Raw genomic sequence first — 18,124 nt, forward strand, 5'->3', positions numbered from 1 at the left:
GACAACGGCGTAGCCGGTTTAGCGCCGCGCCTTGCGCCGCCCGGGTTTCAGGCGGCGCGCGCCACCATCGCCGGCGCCGCCGGGACGACCAGCGGCGTCAGCGTCTCGGGGTCGTCGATGACGCGGCAGCGCAGCCCGAAGACCTCCTCGATCAGCTCGGCGGTGACGATCTCGCCCGGCACGCCCTGGGCGACGATGCGGCCCTCGGTCATGGCGATCAGGTGCGTCGCGTAGCGGCAGGCCAGGTTGAGGTCGTGCAGGACGGCGACGAGCGTGCGGCCCTGGGAGGCGTTGAGGTCGGCGCACAGGTCGAGGACGTCGACCTGGTGGGCGATGTCGAGGAAGGTCGTCGGCTCGTCGAGGAGCAGGATCGGGGTCTGCTGGGCGAGCGCCATCGCGATCCACACCCGCTGACGCTGGCCGCCGGAGAGTTCGTCGACGGGGCGCCCGGCGAGGTCGAGGACGCCGGTGGCGGTCATTGCCTCCTCGACGACCAGTTCGTCGGTCTTCGACCACTGCCGCAGCAGGCTCTGGTGGGGGTATCGGCCGCGCGCGACGAGGTCGGCGACGCTGATGCCCTCCGGCGCGGTCGCCGACTGCGGGAGCAGCCCGAGACGCCGCGCGGCCTCCTTGGCCGGGTATGAGCCGATGAGCTGTCCGTCGAGGTGCACCGCGCCGCGCTGGGGCTTGAGCATCCGCGCCAGCGCGCGCAGTAGCGTCGATTTGCCGCAGGCGTTGGGGCCGACGATCACCGTGAAGGAGCCGTCGGGGATGGAGACCGTCAGTCCGTCGACGACGACGCGCTTGTCGTAGGCGAGCACGAGGTCTTCGGCGTGCAGGCGGTCAGGCATGGCGGGATCCTCACGGCGGGGGAAGGCTTAGGCGAGCCTAACCTTCTCCCGCCGTGGAATGCACGCGGGTCAGTCGCGAAGAGGCACGGGTCTCGGGTTCCAGTCGAGCCAGCGGCCCCAGGGATCGCTCTCGGCGAGCAGTTCGGCGGCGACCGGGCGGCCCTCGCGGTAGGTGACCGACAGCAGGTGGAACTTGTCCTTCACCTCGCCGAGCGGGTCGTCGCTGACCAGGGAGAGCGAGTTCGCCGGGGCCTCCAGGGCGAGCCAGACGAGGTCGCGGCCGGCTGCGGCCAGGGCCCGGGCGAAGTGGGATCTGCGCTCGTACAGGCAGCACAGGACGGCCGAACCGTAGACGACGGGCAGGTGCCCGGTGGGGATCTCGGCGAGGGCGGCGGGGAGCAGGTCGACGAGGTCGCCGACCCGCCAGTCGATCGACACGCCGTCGGCCTCGGCGATGGCGAGGTCGAGCCTTCGCAGGGAGTCGTCGAGGTCGGGGCGGACACTCGCGCGCATCCAGGCGACGGTTTCGGGGTCGGTGAGGTGGAGGGGGTCCAGGTCGATGACGGTGCGGCCGGCGATGTCGACGGGGTGGTCGAGGTCGGCGGGCGCAACGCCGCGCAGTTCGAGGTCGAGGACCAGTGGCCGGTCTCCGTTGATGAGCCGGTCGCCGAAGCGGTAGCCGTAGCGGTCGGGCTGGGCGGTGAGTCCGGCGGCGCCGCCGAGTTCGACCAGGGAGAGCGGGCGGTCGTCGCGGGCGGCGACATGGGTGAGGGCGGGCCAGAAGTGGGCGACGCGAGCGGGGTCGTTCCACCGGGCGTTGCCGCGGGCCACCGATTCGATGAGGGCGTCGTGGTGCTCGGCGACGAACTCGGCGAGGACCGCGACCAGGCCCGGGCCGGGCTGCGCGGAGCCGCCGAGGGTCGGGAAGTAGGCGGCCAGCGGGTGGCCCGGCAGGCGGGTGCGCAGGACGTGGCTCACGGCCGTGGTGAAGCGGTCGGCGAGTGTCCAGTCAACGGGGAGTTCGTCGAGGCAGGCGGCCAGTCGCGGGTCGTCGGCGACGGCGGCGCAGATGAGGGAGAAGCACGGGAGTTCGTCGGCGGTTTGCTCGGACCGTTTACGGAAGACGCTTTCGAGCGTCGGCTCTGCTGTCATATCCGCCACAACGTAACCCGCGGCCACCGTCCGGCGCTATCCCGTAAGGAACGAGCCGGTGGATCGGTACATACATGATCACGATCCGCACAGAGATCGACATCACATGAAGTACCAGGCAGTAAGCCTTTAGCGTGGGCAACCGTACGTCCGCCGATCAAGTTCGGCGAAACCGCCCACTCATGGAAAGAGAGCAGTCGTGCGCATTCGCTCGATAGCTGTCATGGTCGGGGTACTCACCCTGACCCCGGTGGGAGCGGCCCATGCCGACCCGCCGGCCGCCCCCGAGACGACCACCGCCACCGACGCCGTCACCCTCCCCACCGGCGACCGGGTCCTGCCCCTGCCCGACGGCCGCCTCAGCGTCGATCCGGGTCCGGGCCGCGAGGGGATCACCTTCACCTCGCCCAGCGCCCCCGACGGTTCCGCGGACCGTCTCCTCATCCCCGCCGACGTGCTCGACCAGATCGGTGCCGGGGCGGTCGACCCCTCCCTCTACAACGTCGACGCGATCCTGCGCGGCGACGCCGTCGGCGCGAACACCTTCGCGACCACCGAGAACGCCCAGCAGGTGACCGTGCGCTTCGCGACGCCCTCGGGCGCGCTTGCCGAGCAGATGCAGGTGAACCTGCAGAACCAGGAGACCGGCGAGGTCTTCTATCTGCGCGCGCAGGGCGACGGCACGGCCGCCGGCCTCGTCCCGCCCGGTGAGTACGCCGGCCTGGCCTACCAGCAGACCAAGCCACAGCCGGGAGCGGCCGGATTCGTCTCGCTGACCTACCACCGGCTCACGGTCGCCGGTGAGCCCACCGGGTTCTCCGTCGAGGCGGCCGACCTGACCGAGCTGACCTTCACCGTCGACCGCGCCGACGCGCGGCTGCACAGCGCGGAGTTCAAGCTCCAGACGACGCTGCCCGGCGGCGTCTTCGGGATGAGCTTCACGACGATCCTCGAAGGCGACTGGCGGATCCACTCCACGCCCGTCGAGGCCGAGGGCCTGCTCTTCGCGATCCGCCCGACCCTGACCGGGCCGCCCACCGTGGACACGCAGACCGCCTACAGCTACCACCTCGTGCACTCCTCGGACAACGGTGTCCCGGCCGACCTGACCTGGCGCGAGCGCGACTCCAAGCTCGCCAAGCGCGTCAGCGACTACCAGACGCACGGCTACAAGATCGACCTGCGCCGCGACAGCTACGGCCGCGTCGCCTCCGGGTACGACTCGGCTTTCATCGTCCCCACGTTCGACGTCCGCACCCCCGCGCTGCGCACCGAGTACTACACGGCCTCGCCGAGCGTCGAGTGGTTCCACGGGGCCGACTTCGGTGAGCAGTACCCGCCGGACTACATCGTCCGCTACGGCGGGCACTACAAGGCCGGCAGCGCGAAGGTCACCTGGTTCGGCGCGCCGGTGGGGCCCGGTCTGGTTCCCGCGCGCTACGCCTTCTCCCTCAACCGCGACGGCGACCAGCTGTCGGGGATCACGCCCATGTTCACCGGGCCCGACGCGAACGAGGTCGGCTGGGGCACGATCGGCGTGACCGGCACGACGACGCTGTCGCGTGACGGTGTGGAGCTCGCGCGCAGGTCGAGCCGCCTGGAGTCGCAGAACTACTACCTCCCCGCCGGTGACTCGGGCACCTACACCCTCAGCGTCGACGCGGCCCGCGAGGTCGCCTGGACCGACCTGGGCACACGCTCCTCGGCGACGTGGACCTTCGGCTCGGCGAGCACCGCCGACCGGGAGGCGGTGAACCTGTCGACGGTGTCGCTCGACGCGACCGGCGTCGACGACGGCTACGCCCGTCGCTGGCTGCCGCAGGTGGTGACGCTCGAAGCGCTGCGCCAGGGCGCGGCGGCGAAGACCACCTCGATGACCTTCGAGGTGTCCTACGACGAGGGCGCGACCTGGAAGTCGGTGCCGCTGCTGCGGCACGGCGGCGAGGCCGTCGCCCTGCTGGTCCACCCCTCCGGCGCGCAGTACGTGTCGGTGCGCCTGTCCTCGACCGACTCGCTCGGTGGTGCGTTCTCCTCCACCACGATCCGGTCCTACGGGCTGAGGTAAGAGGTACGAGGTCTCACGCCCGGGCGGTGCTCAACGTCCGGGCGTGACCTTGTCCGGGAAGTGCGCCGAGGCCAGGCCCGCGACCTTGCCGATGGAGCCCAGGTCGAAGGGCGGTTCCAGCGAGGCGCCGCCGTCGCCGAAGACGACCTCGGTGATGAAGGAGCCCTCGGCGTTGCGGCCGGCGACGGTGACGTAGGAGTCGGTGAGGGCGAGGCCGGTGAACGAGTGGTCCGGAGCGTCGATCCGCCAGCTGCGCGCGACCGTCCACACCGCACCGGCGGTGTCGTCGACCTCGGCGAGAGTCCCGTCCGCGGTGAGCATCAACGCCCGCCCGGCGGCGTCGAAGGCGAGGTCCACCGGCGCGTCGACGCCCTCGACCTCGACAGGTGCCGCTTCGCCGGGGTTGGCGCCCTCGAAGGACAGGATCCTCCCCGGCGCCTGCCCGGCGAAGAAGAAGCCCCGGCCGTCCCGGCGGAAGGCCAGGCCGCGCTTGCCGTGCGGCACCGACAGTCCCGGGTGCACGCCGGTGCGCTGGGAGTTCACCTCGTCGCCGGCGATCCACCAGTGGTCGCCGGACGACGGGTCGAACGCGTTGGACAGGTGCCCGGCGAGTTCGCCGAGGTCGACGACGGTGTCGCCGATCTCCTGGTCGCGGACGGCGAAGATGCGGGCCGGGGCGGGCTCGGGGGTCGCCCCGGAGATGGTGATGGCGTAGATCTCGTCCATGGCGGGCCTTTTCTCCGGTTGCGGAAGTCCCGACCGACGGTAGTGGAGTCGGCGGCCCGGCGGGAGTGCTTCGCGGGCACGGCCGGGTCCGTGTCGAACCCGGCCGTGCCGTCGGCGTCAGGGCGTCAGCCGGTGCAAGTCTCTCGGGAACAGCGTGACCTCGCGGATGTTGGCCGCGCCGGTGAGCTGCCCGACGAAGCGTTCGAGGCCGATGGCGAAACCGCCGTGCGGCGGCATCCCGTGCTTGAACGCGGCCAGGTAGCCCTCGTAGCCCTCCGGGCTCTCGCCCTTGGCCGCCAGCGCCGCCAGGTAGTCGGCGTGGCGGTGCAGGCGCTGCCCTCCGGTGACCAGTTCGGTGCCCCGGAACAGCAGGTCGAAGGACGCACTGTAGTCGGGACGTTCGGGGTCGGGATGGGTGTAGAACGGGCGTTTCGACATCGGGTAGCCGATGATGTAGGCGAAGTCGCTGCCGTGCTCGCGCATCGCCCACTCCCCCACCCAGCGCTCGTGCGCCGGCGCGAGGTCGTCGAGCCCCTCGGTCTTCTCACCGGTGGCCGCCGAGATCATCTCCAGGGCCTCGGTGAAGTGCAGCGCCGGGACCTTCTCGGGCATGACCGGCAGGGTCAGGCCCAAGGTCTCCACCGCCGCCGGCGCGTGCCGCCCGACCGCCGAGAGCATCCCGCGAATCGCCGCCTCCAGCGCGGCCTGCACCTCGGCGTAGCTCTCGATGAAGCCCAGCTCGGCGTCGAGGGACACGTACTCGGCGAGGTGCCGGACGGTGTCGTGCGGCTCGGCCCGAAAGACCGGCCCGACCTCGAAGACGCGCTCGAAGACCCCGACGAGGGTCTGCTTGTAGAACTGCGGGCTCTGCGCGAGGTACGCCTTGCGGCCGAAGTAGTCGACGGTGAAGACGCTGGCGCCCGACTCCGTCGCGGTCCCGACCAGCTTGGGGCTGTTCACCTCGGTGAACTCCAGCTCGGACAGCGCCTCGCGGAACCCGCGCACGGCCGCGGCCGCGATCTCGAACGGCGCCCGCTTGCGCGGGTGCCGCAGCGCCACCTGGGCGTTGTCGAGCATCGTCGGCAGGGTCGCGCGAAGCTCCGGCCGGTACAGCTCGAAAGGCGCCGGTTCGGCCGCGTCGCCGAGCAGCCGCAGCGACGGCCCGGTCATCTCCACACCACCGGGAGCGTCGGCGTTGGCCGTGGCCTCGCCGGTGAACTCCACCACGGTCTCCTCGGTCAGCGCCTCGATCCGCGCCCGCAACCCGGGCTCGCGGACGACGACCTGCGCCAGCCCGGAACGGTCGCGGACGACGGCGAAGACGACCGACTTGAGGATCCGGCGGCGATGCAGCCACCCGGAAACCCGCACGGTCCGTCCGATATGGACGGGCAAGGACGAGGCCAGGACCCTCGGCGGGTCGGCACTCGCCTCGGGGACTGCGGCGACGGTCGTTTCGATTTCATACGACATCTGTTCTCACACCTCCTCGATTCACTGGGAATCCCCGGAGGTGTGGGCGACGGGGTAGTCGCGGTGCCACCACACCTTCACCGCGCGCCGGCTGCGCGCGGCCTTCATGAAGCCCGTTTCGTGGGCCGTACGGCGGGCTCTACTCGGCGCCTCGCGACGCCTTTCTTCCCGCGGCTCGGGAGGGTCTTCGCACCCGTTCCGCGGTCCACCTTCACAGCTGCCGGTGGCTCTCTCGTCCGCGGGTCGGCGGGTGTTACTCGGCTCCGTCGATACCGTGCCACGGACCGTAGCACACGTTCCGGCGGTCCGTCATCAGCGAAACGCCAGGCCGACGGCGAGTGAGGCGCGGTGCCCGCGCACGACCGTCTCGGCCGGAAGGACGAACGACGAGAGCCGCCGCACTCGCGTGCGGCGGCTCAACGCTCAGGCCGGTGACTAGCCGGCGGCGTACGGGTCCACCAGGCCGCTGAGGTCGGGGGCGCCCTCGGGGTCGCCCGCGGGGGCGGCGGGGTCCACAGCCGACGGGTCGGCGGCCGGGTCCACGGCCGACGGGTCCGCGGCGGGGTCGGTCTCGGTCGGGTCGGCACCGAAGACACCCGGGAACGAGGACTCGGGATCGGAGGCGGTGGTGTCCTCCTCGATCGGCTCGTCCACGTACTCGGTCTCGTCCATCATGCCGTCACCGGTGCTGTCGTACTCGATGCGGTCGACGTTGCCGTCACCGTCATCGTCGGTCTGCAACTCCTCGATGAGACCGTCACCGTCGTAGTCAACGGCGATCATGTCGGCGTCCCCATCGCCGTCCGAGTCGTAGCGGTACTCGTCGGCACCGTCCGCACCGACCGAGTGCTCGTACTCGTCCCCGGTTCCATCACCGTTGAAGTCGATCCACGGCTCGGTCATCGCTATCCCCAATTCATCACGTCGGTTGCCTGTGCACCAAACCATAGGCGGCTGCGCGAGACGCATTCTCCCGGATCTGTGCCAACGCCGGGATGTCGGGAGGGCGCCCGACGGGGCCGGTTTCGGCTGGTGACGGGACAAATGCGGAGGGTTCGCGCCCGGTCGCATCGGTGCCGGGAGCGGTGCCCGGCGGGCACCGCTCACCGATGGTCACCGCCCGCGCGCGAGCGAAGAGGGCGGTCGCCGCGGCGACCGCCCTCTCATCCCTCGCCCCTTGCTAACCCTCGCGCGGCGGCAGCACCGGTGCCGTCAGCCGCGGCCGAGCCTTCGGGTCGGCGACGTGCGGCGGCCGCTTCTTCAGCTCGCCGAGCGCCAGCTCGATCGCGGTGTCCAGCTGCGGGTCGCGTCCCGCCGCGTGGTCCTGCGGCGCGAAGTCGACCTCGACGTCGGGGTCGACGCCGTAGTTCTCCACGCCCCAGCCCGCGTTGTCGAAGTGGAAGGCGAACTCCGGCTGCGACAGGAAGGTGTTGTCCACCAGCCCGGCGCGTTCGGTGTAGCCGACCACCCCTCCCCAGGTGCGCGTGCCGACCAGCGGCCCGAGGCCGAGCTGCTTGAAGGCCTGACTGAAGATGTCGCCGTCGGAGCCGGCGAGCTCGTTGGCGATGGCGACCAGCGCCCCGCGCGGCGACTCGACCGGGTAGGACACCGGCACGTTCCAGCGGGAGTGGTCGTAGCCGAGCCTGCGGCGGGCGAGCTTCTCGATGAGCAGCGCCGAGACGTGCCCGCCGCCGTTGTAGCGGACGTCGACGATGAGCCCGCTGTGGTCGAACTCGTTGAGGTAGCCGCGGTGGAACTCGGCGAACCCGGCCGGTCCCATGTCGGGCACGTGGATGTACCCGATCTGCCCGTCGGTGGCCTCGTGGACCTTGCGCCGGTTGGCCTCGACCCAGTCCCTGTAGCGGATGTCCTGCTCGGAGGACAGGGCCCGGACGGTGACGGTGCGCGGTTCGGCGTCTCCCCGCCCGATGGTCAGGCGCACCTCCTGCCCGGCCTGGTTGACCAGGCGCTGGGCGGGGGTGACGCCGTCGTCGCCGACGGGCTGGCCGTTGACGGCCAGCAGCTCGTCGCCCTCCCGGACGTCGACGCCGGGACGGTTGAAGGAGGAGGTGACCTCCGGCCGCCAGGGGTCGCCGTCGAGGATGCGGTCGACGCGGTAGACGCCGTCGCGCACGGAGAACTCCGCGCCGAGGTAACCCTGCCCGTAGTGGGGGCCGGGCCGGTAGTCACCGAGCGCCTCGTAGGCGTGGGAGGTGCCCAGTTCGCCGTTCATCTCCCAGAACAGGTCGGACAGCTCGCCGCGGGTGGAGATCCGCTCGATGAGCGGCGCGTAGCGGTCGTACACGCCGTTCCAGTCGACGCCGGACATGTCCTCGGTCCAGAACTGCTCGCTCTGCAGCCGCCAGGCCTCGCGGAACATCTGCGGCCACTCGGTCTCCGGGCGCACCGAGACCTTCACGCGGCCGAGGTCGATCCAGCCCGACTCGCGGCCGCTCGCCGACTCGTCGGGCACCTTCTCGCCGGCCTTGACGACCCGCAGGCGCTCGTCCGAGCGGTACAGCAGCGTCTTGCCGTCCGGGCCGAGCTCGACGTCGCTGACGGCCTCGGCGACGCGCTCGACCTTGCCGGTGCTCAGGTCGACGCTGTCGAGCACGCCGACCGGCTCCGTCGGGGCGTCGCCCGAAGGTCGCGTGCCCTCGATCGGCCGCGACAGGATCAGCACCTTCCCCGAAACGCCCACGACCTTGTCGTAGCGGCCGTCGGGAACGGGCAGGGGCACGATCCGCCGGGTGATGCCGTCGAAGTCGACGCCGCCCTTCGGCTCCTCGGCGTCCTCCTTGTCGGCGTCCTTGCCCTTGTCCTCCTCCTCGACGACGGGTTTGGGCTCGGGCACGAAGGGCGCGGGCACGTCGGCGCGCAGCGCGATCGCGTAGGGCCGCGAGCCGGTGGGGAAGTTCAGGTCGAAGTGCAGCTCGTCGTAGACGGGGTTGAACTCGCGGTGGCCGATGAAGTACAGGTACTTGCCGTCCGGGTCGAAGGACGGGCCCTCGTCGCGCAGGACCCGGTCGGCGGCCAGGCGGGTGCGTCCGGTGGCGAGCTCGACGAGCTTGATGCCGGTGCGGCTGGCGGAGTCCTCCTGGACGCCCTGGAGGGGGCAGGAGTAGGCGAGCCACTCGCCGTCGGGGGAGAACACCGGGTCGCACATCTGGCCGAAGGCACTGGTGTCGAGGACCTGCACGGAGGGCTCGTCGGCCGCCAGGTCGACCAGGAGGAGCTGGTTGCGGTGGTTGGTGACGGCGACCGTGGCGCCTTCGGGCGCGACGGCGAGTTCGAGGACTCGTCCGAGGTCGAGGCCGTCGAAGCGGCGGTCGGGCTCGAAGCCGCCGGCGGGGAGCGTCACGAGGACTTCGCGCGGGCCGTCGTCGGCGGCCACGGCGACGAGGCGCTCACCGCCGGGCAGCCAGGTGAGGTCGCGGTAGCGCACGCCGTAGGGCTCGCCGTGCTGGACGACCGGGCCCTCCCAGTTCCCGAAGGTGAAGGGCTTCCCGCGGCTGGTGATGGCCAGGGATGAGCCGTCTCCCGACAGGCGCGCGGAGTGGAGGTACTCGCCGGCGTCGACGAAGCGGCGGGCGCGCTGCGTGTGGGTCACGCCGATGGAGATGTCGAGCTTGCGCGGCCCGTCCTCGGCGGGGTCGAGGAGGTAGATGTCCCCGCCGCAGTGGTAGACGAGGCGGCTGCCGTCGCCGGACAGGGAGCGGGCGTAGAAGTCGCCGTGGTCGGTGTGGCGGCGCAGGTCTCCGCCGGTGAAGTCGGTCGAGTAGACGTTGCCGTAACCCTCGTGGTCGGAGAGGAAGTACAGGCGCTCGCCGACGATGTGCGGGTTGCCGACGTTGCCGGCCGGTTCGCGGATCCGACGGAAATCCCCCGCGTCATTGCCGTCGCAGATCCACAGGTGTCCGGCGGTCCCGCCCCGGTACCTCTTCCAGGCCGAGGCGTCGCGGAACCCACCGCGCGCGATCACGGTGACGCCGCCGGGGCCTTCGGCCAGCTCGGTGGCGCGTCCGTAGGGCAGTTCGGCGCTCTCGCCGCCGGTGCGGGCGTCGATCGCGCGCAGCCGGGACTCGGAGCGGTTGGGGCTGTAGGCGGAGGTGGCGTAGACGACGGAGTCGCCGCGCCAGGCGGTGACCGCCGAGGAGTAGCCGCCGTCGAAGGTGAGGCGCCTGGACTCGCCGCCGGCCATGGGCACGACGTAGGCCTCGGCGGGGCCTTCCTCGCGGCCGGTGTAGGCGATCAGGGTTCCGTCGGGCGAGACGCGGGGATGTGACGCCGCGGCGACACCGGCGGTCAGCCGGGCGGCGAATCCGCCGCCGCCGGGGACCGTCCAGAGATCGTCCTCGCAGACGAAGACGATCGTGTCGCCGTGAATGGTCGGGAATCGGGGATAGCCGTTCGCCATCGATGACCTCCGGATGAGGGGTTCTCGGTCCGCACACCGCCCACTGGAGCGGCATCATCATGACATCACACCGACGCCACGTGAGCAAGCCCACGAGTGGGCGGGTCCGCCACGACGTAGGCTCGACAGCGTGACCTCCGTACAGCCCGAAGGCCGCCGCATGCTGCGCATCGAAGCGCGCAATGCGGCCACGCCCATTGAGCGCAAGCCGTCCTGGATCAAGGTCAAGGCCAAGATGGGCCCGCAGTTCACCGAACTGTCCGGGCTGGTCAAACGCGAGGGCCTGCACACCGTCTGCCAGGAAGCCGGCTGTCCCAACATCTACGAGTGCTGGGAGGACCGCGAGGCGACCTTCCTCATCGGCGGCGACCAGTGCACCCGCCGCTGCGACTTCTGCCAGATCGACACCGGCAAGCCGCAGGCGCTCGACCGCGACGAGCCCCGGCGCGTGGCCGAGTCGGTCGCCCAGATGGAGCTGAAGTACGCGACCATCACCGGCGTCGCCCGCGACGACCTCCCCGACGGCGGCGCTTGGCTCTACGCCGAGACCGTCCGCCAGATCCACGAGATGCTGCCCGGCTGCGGCGTCGAGCTGCTGATCCCCGACTTCAACGCCGTCCCCGAGCAGCTCGCCGAGGTCTTCGGCTCGCGCCCGGAGGTGCTGGCGCACAACGTCGAGACCGTGCCGCGGATCTTCAAGCGGATCCGCCCGGCCTTCACCTACGAGCGCTCGCTCTCGGTGATCACCAAGGCCCGCGAGGCCGGCCTGGTCACCAAGTCGAACCTCATCCTGGGCATGGGCGAGGAGCGCGAGGAGATCTCGCAGGCCCTCAAGGACCTCCACGCCGCCGGCTGCGAGCTGATCACCATCACGCAGTACCTGCGCCCCTCGGCCCGGCACCACCCCGTCGAACGCTGGGTGAAGCCCGAGGAGTTCGTCGAACTGAGCGCCGAGGCCGAGGCCATCGGCTTCGCCGGGGTCATGAGCGGCCCCCTGGTGCGCTCGTCCTACCGGGCCGGACGGCTCTACAAGCAAGCACTCGACGCCCGCCAGCCCGCGTGACGCGGACCTCCATCTAAGATTGACGTTATGGCAGACCAGCCCGAGAAGGTTTCATTCGGCCAGCGGATCAAGCAGATCGGCCAGGCGTTCACGTTCACCGCGAAGCGGGACAAAGTATTCCTCCCGCTGGTGATCGTCGCCATCCTCGTACCGCTGATAGCGGTCGCGGCGCTGGTGACCTTCACCGAACTCGGCTGGTGGCTCATCCCGGTCGGCATCCTGATGTCGCTGCTGGCCATGATGATCGTGCTGAACCTGCGCGTGAACAAGGCCGTCATGAACGAGGCCGTCGGCAAGCCCGGCGCCGCCCTCGCCCTGATGGACATGATCCGCGGCTGGACGACCACCCCGGCCGTGCAGGTCAACACCCACCAGGACATGGTGCACCGCACGATCAGCCGCTCCGGCGTCGTGCTGCTCGCCGAGGGTTCGCCCCACCGCCTCAAGAGCATGATCGCGCAGGAGAAGAAGCGCGTCAGCCGCATCGCCGGCAGCGCGCCCGTCTACGACTACATCATCGGTGAGGGCGAGGGCCAGCTCTCCGTGCGCAAGCTGCGCACCACGCTGACCAAACTCCCCAAGAACCTCACCTCCAAGGAACTCGCCGGCCTGATCAAGCGGCTGGAGGCGATCAGCGCCCGCTCGGCGCCGATCCCGAAGGGCCCGATCCCGGGGAACATGCGCGCGCCCAAGGGCATGCACAAGGCGATGCGCGGCCGCTGAGCGGACGCGCACGGAGCCGGGACACCTCGCGTGTCCCGGCTTTTTCACGCCCGCGACGACCGGACAAAGCCGGGTAAGACCGTACGGACCCCGCACCGAAAGTGTCCGACATCCGGACGGACCCTTCACATCGAGCCCTGCGCTCCGTACGATTCCCGAAACCGTGACGGCCCGTCGCAGCGAGCATGAAGACCGTCACGGCACGCACACGTCGACACCGTCGAGACCACATGCGAAGGTTGGAACATGGACGGCGAACCGCTTCTGCGCAGCAAGGGCCTGCGAGTGACAAAGCAGCGACTCGCCGTGCTCGAAGTACTCACCGAGGGCGGGCACCCCGAGGTCGACGAGATCATCAACCGCGCCCGGCCGAAGGTCGGCTCGCTGTCGACGCAGGCCGCCTACGACGTCCTCGCCACGCTCACCGGCGCCGGCCTCGCCCGTCGCATCGAGCCCGCCGGGCACAACACCCGCTACGAGGCGCGCACCGGCGACAACCACCACCACGCCGTCTGCCGGCAGTGCGGGCACGTCGAGGACATCGACTGCGCGGTGGGCACCGCCCCCTGCCTGCACGCCGCGCAGGACCACGGGTACGTCATCGACGAGGCGGAAGTGACGTACTGGGGCCTGTGCGGCGACTGCCAGGGACCGCGGGGCTAGCGGACTCACCGAAGGCTCTTCGCGCCGGCGCTCCGAAGGGCGCCGGGAGACGGTGCGGGGATCCGCCGGCACCCGGGCGGCGAGGACGCCGGGCCCTAGCGGATGACGACCGACTCCGCCGCGCGGTCGTGCAGGCCGCGCCGGTCGGAGTCCATGATCAGCGCGGGCACGACCAGCGCCAGCAGCACACCGCGGATGAACGCGCGGTAGAGGCCGAGGCGCTCGCCGTCGAGCCGCACGCAGCGGATCTTGGCGACCCGCATGCCGGGCGTCTGCGTGAAAAGGCCGATGAACACGGCGTACTCGAGCACCAGCACCGCCGAGGCCCACAGGTTGCCGTAGGGCTGCGGCGCCACGGCAACGGCGAGCAGCAGGCACAGGATCCAGTCGATCAGCAGTGCCAGGAAGCGCTCGCCGAGAGTCGCGGGGCGAACCTCGGAAGACGACTGCGAGGAGGGGCCTGCGGTGGTAGACACGTGGTGAGCCTACCCGGCGGCGGGTTCCGGGCTCGGTCGACGGTGTCGCGTGTGCCCGGTCACCATGAACGCCGTGTAACACGGCCGAAACAAGCGAGACACGGCAAGGCAACGCCGTCGACTTACGGTCGCCGCAGGCTGCCATGCCGACTGTTCCCACAGCGCCTACCACCGCCTAGCGGACGGAGGAACATCCAGTGTTCGCCAACCCCGACGAGCTTTTCGCCTACGTGCGCGACAACGACGTCAAATTCATCGACGTTCGTTTCTGTGACCTGCCCGGTGTCATGCAGCACTTCAATGTGCCAGCCGAGTCCTTCGGCGAGGACGCGTTCACCGACGGGCTGGCGTTCGACGGTTCGTCGATCCGCGGGTTCCAGGCGATCCACGAGTCCGACATGCTCCTCCTGCCCGACGTGACCTCGGCCTTCGTCGACCCGTTCCGCGCGCAGAAGACGATCGCGCTGAACTTCTTCATCCACGACCCGTTCACGCGGGAGGCCTACAGCCGCGACCCGCGCAACGTCGCGAAGAAGGCCGAGCAGTACCTGTCCGGCATCGGCTTCGCCGACAAGGCCTACTTCGGCGCCGAGGCGGAGTTCTACATCTTCGACTCGATCCGCTTCGACACCGCCGCGCAGCACGGCTTCTACTACATCGACTCCAAGGAAGGCGCCTGGAACACCGGCAAGGACGAGGAGGGCGGCAACCTCGGCTACAAGCCCGGCTACAAGGGCGGCTACTTCCCCGTTCCGCCGGTCGACCACTTCGCCGACCTCCGCGACGGCATGGTGCGCGAGCTGCTCAACGTCGGCCTTGAGGTCGAGCGCGCCCACCACGAGGTCGGCACCGCCGGACAGGCGGAGATCAACTACCGCTTCTCGACGCTGCTGCACTCCGGCGACCAGGTCCAGCTGTTCAAATACATCGTGAAGAACACCGCCTGGGCGGCCGGCAAGACCGCGACCTTCATGCCCAAGCCGCTCTTCGGCGACAACGGCTCGGGCATGCACACCCACCAGAGCCTGTGGCTGGGCGGCGAGCCGCTGTTCTACGACGAGACCGGCTACGCCGGCCTCTCGGACATGGCGCGCTACTACATCGGCGGCCTGCTCAAGCACGCCCCGAGCCTGCTGGCCTTCACCAACCCGACGGTGAACTCCTACCGTCGCCTGGTGCCGGGCTTCGAGGCGCCGGTCAACCTGGTCTACTCGCAGCGCAACCGCTCGGCCTGCACGCGCATCCCGGTCACCGGGACCAACGCCAAGGCCAAGCGCGTCGAGTTCCGCGTGCCGGACCCGTCGAGCAACCCGTACCTGGCCTTCTCGGCGATGCTGATGGCCGGCCTCGACGGCATCAAGAACAAGATCGAGCCGCCGACGCCGGTCGACAAGGACCTCTACGAGCTGCCGCCCGAGGAGTACAACGAGGTCGCGCAGGTCCCCGGCTCACTGCCGGCGGTCCTCGACTCGCTGGAGGCCGACCACGACTTCCTGCTGGAGGGCGGGGTGTTCACCCCCGACCTGATCGACACCTGGATCTCCTGGAAGCGCGAGAACGAGGTGGACCCGATCCGTCTGCGCCCGACGCCGCACGAGTTCGAGCTCTACTTCGACGTGTAAACCCGCGAGAGCCGGACGCACGCGAGAACCCCGCCACCGTGGCACGACGGTGGCGGGGTTCTCGCGTATCGGTACCCAATTGCCTTGCGCCCCAAGGCTTCCCCCGGCAAGCTGACCGCTTTCCGGCACCCCTGGAGCGCCCATGTCCCTCAACCTCACCCGCGTCCTCGGCGACGGGCCCTTCGCAGAGATCGGCGCGCCGACCGCCGTGGCCGCGCATGACGGGCTCGTCGCGGTCGGCGGCGATCTCGGCTCGCTGTACTGGGACGGGGACGGGACGGCCCGCGTCGGCTGGAGAGCGCACCGGCTGGGCGTGTACGAAAGCGGCGGCGAACGGTGCCGGGTGCTCATCGAGACGCGGTGGCCGGTCAACGCGCTCGACTTCCACCCCTCGCTGCCCCTGCTGGCGGTGGGGACCGGCTCTTACGACGGGGGCGACTACTTCGACGGGGAACTCATCCTCCTCGACGTCGAGACCGGCGAGACCGTGTCCCTGATGCCCGACGAGCGGGAGGTCCGCCGGGTGCGGTGGGCCGACGCGCGGACGCTGGAGGTGGTGGTGGCCCCGCCCAACGACAACGACTTCCCCGAGCCGCGCGAGCGCGGCTTCGCCGAGGTGATCGTGCGCGCGGACTGGCAGACGCCCGAGCCGTACCGGCTGGGCGAGGTCGCCGGACGTGAGACGGTGCCGAGCGCGGCGCCGCCGGTGTCGCTGCGGGAGCACGCGGGAGAGGCGTGGGAGCCCCGGGACCAGGTGTGGGCGGTGGCCGCGACGAATGACGGGGGCGTCGTCGTGGGGCGTCAAGGCGTACTGCTGGAGGCGTGGACGGCGGGCGGCGAGCCGGCGTGGTCGGTGCCCGACGAGGGCGGGGCGAAGCAGCTCCTGGTCGATCCGGGTGGGCGGACCGCGCTGGTCAACGTGACGCGTCCGTGGCGCGAGGGTCCGGACGGGTGGCACCGGGGGCCCGATCTGGTCGGGCGCGTCTCGCTCGACGACGGGCGCTTGCTGACGCGCCTCGACGAGGGCTGGGCCGCGGTGCTGGCCGGAGCGGCCGACGGCTCGGCGCTCATGCGCCACACGAACTACCGCGAGGAGCACGCGGCGATCCTGCTCGACCCCGCGGGCGAGCGCGCGGGGACGGTCGCGCTGCACGGATGCGACACCTTCAACCACCCGTTCGAGGTACGAGGGAGCGCCCTGCCGCTCGTCCTGGTCGGCGAGCCGGACGCGCCCCACTGGGACAAGTGGGTCGCCGCGGTCGGTCCCGGGGCGGACCTCGACCGGCTCTTCCCTCTCGAATGGGAGGCCGGCCCGGGCAGGCACCTCTTCGGGGGACCGGGTGTGGTCTCCGGCGGGACGCTCGTACACGCCGGAACGGTCCACCACGGGCACGGCCTGCTGCCCGGCAACGCCTTCGTGGTCGCCCGCGACTTCACGGGCGGCTCGGCGCGCTGGGTGCACGCCGGCGACATACCGGTCACCGCGCTGGACACCGACGGCGAGCGCGTCTACGCGGCCTTCAACTCGGGTGAGCTGCTGGTCTTGGACTTGGAGAACGGCGAGGTGCTCCACCGCGAGGAACTCGTGGTGCGGGGACGTCCGGTGGTCGCGCTGTCGCTGGCCCTCGACGGTCCCGGGCGGCTGCTCGCCGGAACGGTCGACGGCCGGATCCTCGACTTCGCGCTCGACTTCGCCGCCTGAGCAACTTTTCGGTCCGGCCGCAGCGTCGACCGTAGCGGCGGCTGCCCATGCCGCCGGAGACGGAGATCCGCCATGGCCGGCCGACGCCGCCGCCGATCCGCCGTACGACGCCTGCCCTGGTGGGGGAAGACCCTGCTCGGCGTGGGCGCCCTGCTGCTCGTCCTCGCATCCGGTGCGATCGTGTACGTGAACGTGATGCTGGACAAGGTGAACGACGCGCTGCCCAACCAGTGCCTGCTGGAGGACTGCGACGCCTACGAACCGGGTGAGGAGATCAACGGTCCGCTGAACTTCTTGATGATCGGCTCCGACATGCGCTCCGACTGGTCGGCGGCGCAGTCCGACTCGATCATGATCCTGCACCTCGACGCCGAGCTGTCCTCGGCGAACATCGTCTCGGTCCCCCGCGATCTGCGGGTGACGATTCCCGATTGCGACGGCGGCGCGCCCTGCGAGGGTTCGAAGATCAACGCGGCCTTCAGTCTCGGCGGGCGGGACATGAAGAAGGCCGTCTCCAGTGTCGCCGCGACGCTGACGGAGCTGACCGGGGTGAAGTTCGACGGCGCCATGATGATCAACTTCGGCGGCTTCCGGGACGTGGTGGAGATGCTCGGCGGGGTCGAGCTGTGCGTGCCCTTCGACATGTACCTCGAACACCCCAAGAACGCCCAGGGCGAGAAGCCCTTCGTGGAGAAGGGCTGCAAGGAGTACGAACCGAAGCTGGCGCTGGGGATCGTGCGCGAGCGGATGGCCTACGATCCGACCAACCCGAACTGGGACGAGAAGTACGGGATCGGCGACTTCGGCCGCCAGCGGATGCAGCAGCACTTCGTCAAACAGCTGCTCAAGCGCGCCAAGGAGCAGGGCTACCTGACCGACGTGTTCAAGGTCGGCGACCTGATCGAGAGCATCGGCGACCAGGTCCTGCTCGACCTCAAGGGCCGGCTGGTCACCGACGTGGCCTTCGCGCTGACCGACCTCGACGCCTCGAAGCTGACCACCGTGAAGATCCCCTCGGAGTCGCAGACCATCGGTGACACCGACTTCGTCGTCACGCAGCCGGGTGAGCAGGAGGAGGCCGCCGAGGCCCTCTACCGGGCGATCCGGGAGGACGACATCGACTCCTGGGTCCTCACTTACCCGAAATGGGTGAACAAGTCCTCCTGACCGGGCCGGTGGTGCGCCCCCGCG

14 protein-coding genes are annotated in these 18,124 nt (G+C 70.5%); 7 read left to right on the forward strand and 7 right to left on the reverse strand.

The window, feature by feature from the left end; genetic code table 11:
• Nucleotides 1-47 precede the first annotated feature (47 nt).
• On the reverse strand, nucleotides 48-851 hold the full coding sequence (locus AB0I28_RS08330; RefSeq protein WP_357490957.1) for an ABC transporter ATP-binding protein: 804 nt from the start codon (nucleotides 849-851) through the stop codon (nucleotides 48-50).
• Nucleotides 852-920: 69 nt separating this feature from the next.
• Nucleotides 921-2,003, reverse strand: coding sequence for a DUF2332 domain-containing protein (locus AB0I28_RS08335; protein ID WP_357490958.1), 1,083 nt, complete (start codon nucleotides 2,001-2,003; stop codon nucleotides 921-923).
• A gap of 250 nt (nucleotides 2,004-2,253) precedes the next feature.
• Here AB0I28_RS08335 and AB0I28_RS08340 point away from each other — a divergent pair, with 250 nt between their 5' ends.
• Complete coding sequence (locus AB0I28_RS08340) at nucleotides 2,254-4,068, forward strand: hypothetical protein (protein ID WP_357490960.1); 1,815 nt, start codon at nucleotides 2,254-2,256, stop codon at nucleotides 4,066-4,068.
• Nucleotides 4,069-4,098: 30 nt separating this feature from the next.
• Here AB0I28_RS08340 and AB0I28_RS08345 read toward each other — a convergent pair whose 3' ends face one another.
• The 4 genes from AB0I28_RS08345 to AB0I28_RS08360 all read right to left on the reverse strand — a co-directional run bounded on the left by AB0I28_RS08345 (nucleotide 4,099) and on the right by AB0I28_RS08360 (nucleotide 10,684).
• On the reverse strand, nucleotides 4,099-4,794 hold the full coding sequence (locus tag AB0I28_RS08345) for a hypothetical protein (protein WP_357490962.1): 696 nt from the start codon (nucleotides 4,792-4,794) through the stop codon (nucleotides 4,099-4,101).
• Nucleotides 4,795-4,911: 117 nt separating this feature from the next.
• Nucleotides 4,912-6,267, reverse strand: coding sequence for an aspartate--tRNA(Asn) ligase (gene aspS / locus AB0I28_RS08350; RefSeq protein ID WP_357490964.1), 1,356 nt, complete (start codon nucleotides 6,265-6,267; stop codon nucleotides 4,912-4,914).
• A 435-nt stretch (nucleotides 6,268-6,702) separates the two neighbouring features.
• Nucleotides 6,703-7,170, reverse strand: a complete 468-nt coding sequence (locus tag AB0I28_RS08355) for a hypothetical protein (RefSeq protein WP_357490966.1) — start codon at nucleotides 7,168-7,170, stop codon at nucleotides 6,703-6,705.
• 277 nt (nucleotides 7,171-7,447) lie between these two features.
• Nucleotides 7,448-10,684 carry a PDZ domain-containing protein gene (locus AB0I28_RS08360; RefSeq protein WP_357490968.1) on the reverse strand — a complete coding sequence of 1,079 codons (3,237 nt, stop codon included), beginning with the start codon at nucleotides 10,682-10,684 and terminating at the stop codon, nucleotides 7,448-7,450.
• 160 nt (nucleotides 10,685-10,844) lie between these two features.
• On the opposite strand from AB0I28_RS08360, the gene lipA reads away from it, so the two are divergent.
• From lipA to AB0I28_RS08375, 3 genes are all read left to right on the forward strand, one after another.
• Nucleotides 10,845-11,747, forward strand: a complete 903-nt coding sequence (lipA, locus tag AB0I28_RS08365; RefSeq protein WP_357491947.1) for a lipoyl synthase — start codon at nucleotides 10,845-10,847, stop codon at nucleotides 11,745-11,747.
• A 27-nt stretch (nucleotides 11,748-11,774) separates the two neighbouring features.
• Nucleotides 11,775-12,470 (forward strand): DUF4191 domain-containing protein, encoded by a 696-nt coding sequence (locus AB0I28_RS08370; RefSeq protein ID WP_357490970.1) that lies wholly within the window; start codon nucleotides 11,775-11,777, stop codon nucleotides 12,468-12,470.
• 246 nt (nucleotides 12,471-12,716) lie between these two features.
• Nucleotides 12,717-13,133, forward strand: coding sequence for a Fur family transcriptional regulator (locus tag AB0I28_RS08375; RefSeq protein ID WP_357490972.1), 417 nt, complete (start codon nucleotides 12,717-12,719; stop codon nucleotides 13,131-13,133).
• A 95-nt stretch (nucleotides 13,134-13,228) separates the two neighbouring features.
• On the opposite strand, the gene AB0I28_RS08380 is transcribed toward AB0I28_RS08375, so the two are convergent.
• Complete coding sequence (locus tag AB0I28_RS08380; protein ID WP_357490974.1) at nucleotides 13,229-13,609, reverse strand: RDD family protein; 381 nt, start codon at nucleotides 13,607-13,609, stop codon at nucleotides 13,229-13,231.
• 197 nt (nucleotides 13,610-13,806) lie between these two features.
• Between AB0I28_RS08380 and glnA the strand changes: the two genes are divergently transcribed.
• The 3 genes from glnA (at nucleotide 13,807) to AB0I28_RS08395 (ending at nucleotide 18,100) form a co-directional block, all read left to right on the forward strand.
• Nucleotides 13,807-15,231, forward strand: a complete 1,425-nt coding sequence (gene glnA, locus AB0I28_RS08385) for a type I glutamate--ammonia ligase (protein WP_357490976.1) — start codon at nucleotides 13,807-13,809, stop codon at nucleotides 15,229-15,231.
• A 142-nt stretch (nucleotides 15,232-15,373) separates the two neighbouring features.
• Nucleotides 15,374-16,933: a hypothetical protein gene (locus AB0I28_RS08390; protein WP_357490977.1), complete on the forward strand. Its 1,560-nt coding sequence runs from the start codon at nucleotides 15,374-15,376 to the stop codon at nucleotides 16,931-16,933.
• A 72-nt stretch (nucleotides 16,934-17,005) separates the two neighbouring features.
• Nucleotides 17,006-18,100, forward strand: coding sequence for an LCP family protein (locus AB0I28_RS08395; RefSeq protein ID WP_357490979.1), 1,095 nt, complete (start codon nucleotides 17,006-17,008; stop codon nucleotides 18,098-18,100).
• The last annotated feature ends 24 nt before the right edge of the window (nucleotides 18,101-18,124 follow it).

The organism is Phytomonospora sp. NPDC050363 (assembly GCF_040655735.1).
Lineage (GTDB): Bacteria > Actinomycetota > Actinomycetes > Mycobacteriales > Micromonosporaceae > Phytomonospora.

Excerpts from the sequence above, each read along its gene's own strand:
- AB0I28_RS08375 (WP_357490972.1), top strand. The coding sequence starts at position 12,717 with ATGGACGGCGAACCGCTTCTGCGCAGCAAGGGCCTGCGAGTGACAAAG.
- AB0I28_RS08355 (WP_357490966.1), bottom strand. The coding sequence starts at position 7,170 with ATGACCGAGCCGTGGATCGACTTCAACGGTGATGGAACCGGGGACGAG.
- AB0I28_RS08370 (WP_357490970.1), top strand. The coding sequence starts at position 11,775 with ATGGCAGACCAGCCCGAGAAGGTTTCATTCGGCCAGCGGATCAAGCAG.
- AB0I28_RS08360 (WP_357490968.1), bottom strand. The coding sequence starts at position 10,684 with ATGGCGAACGGCTATCCCCGATTCCCGACCATTCACGGCGACACGATC.
- AB0I28_RS08345 (WP_357490962.1), bottom strand. The coding sequence starts at position 4,794 with ATGGACGAGATCTACGCCATCACCATCTCCGGGGCGACCCCCGAGCCC.
- AB0I28_RS08390 (WP_357490977.1), top strand. The coding sequence starts at position 15,374 with ATGTCCCTCAACCTCACCCGCGTCCTCGGCGACGGGCCCTTCGCAGAG.
- AB0I28_RS08335 (WP_357490958.1), bottom strand. The coding sequence starts at position 2,003 with ATGACAGCAGAGCCGACGCTCGAAAGCGTCTTCCGTAAACGGTCCGAG.
- AB0I28_RS08330 (WP_357490957.1), bottom strand. The coding sequence starts at position 851 with ATGCCTGACCGCCTGCACGCCGAAGACCTCGTGCTCGCCTACGACAAG.
- lipA (WP_357491947.1), top strand. The coding sequence starts at position 10,845 with ATGCTGCGCATCGAAGCGCGCAATGCGGCCACGCCCATTGAGCGCAAG.
- AB0I28_RS08395 (WP_357490979.1), top strand. The coding sequence starts at position 17,006 with ATGGCCGGCCGACGCCGCCGCCGATCCGCCGTACGACGCCTGCCCTGG.
- aspS (WP_357490964.1), bottom strand. The coding sequence starts at position 6,267 with ATGTCGTATGAAATCGAAACGACCGTCGCCGCAGTCCCCGAGGCGAGT.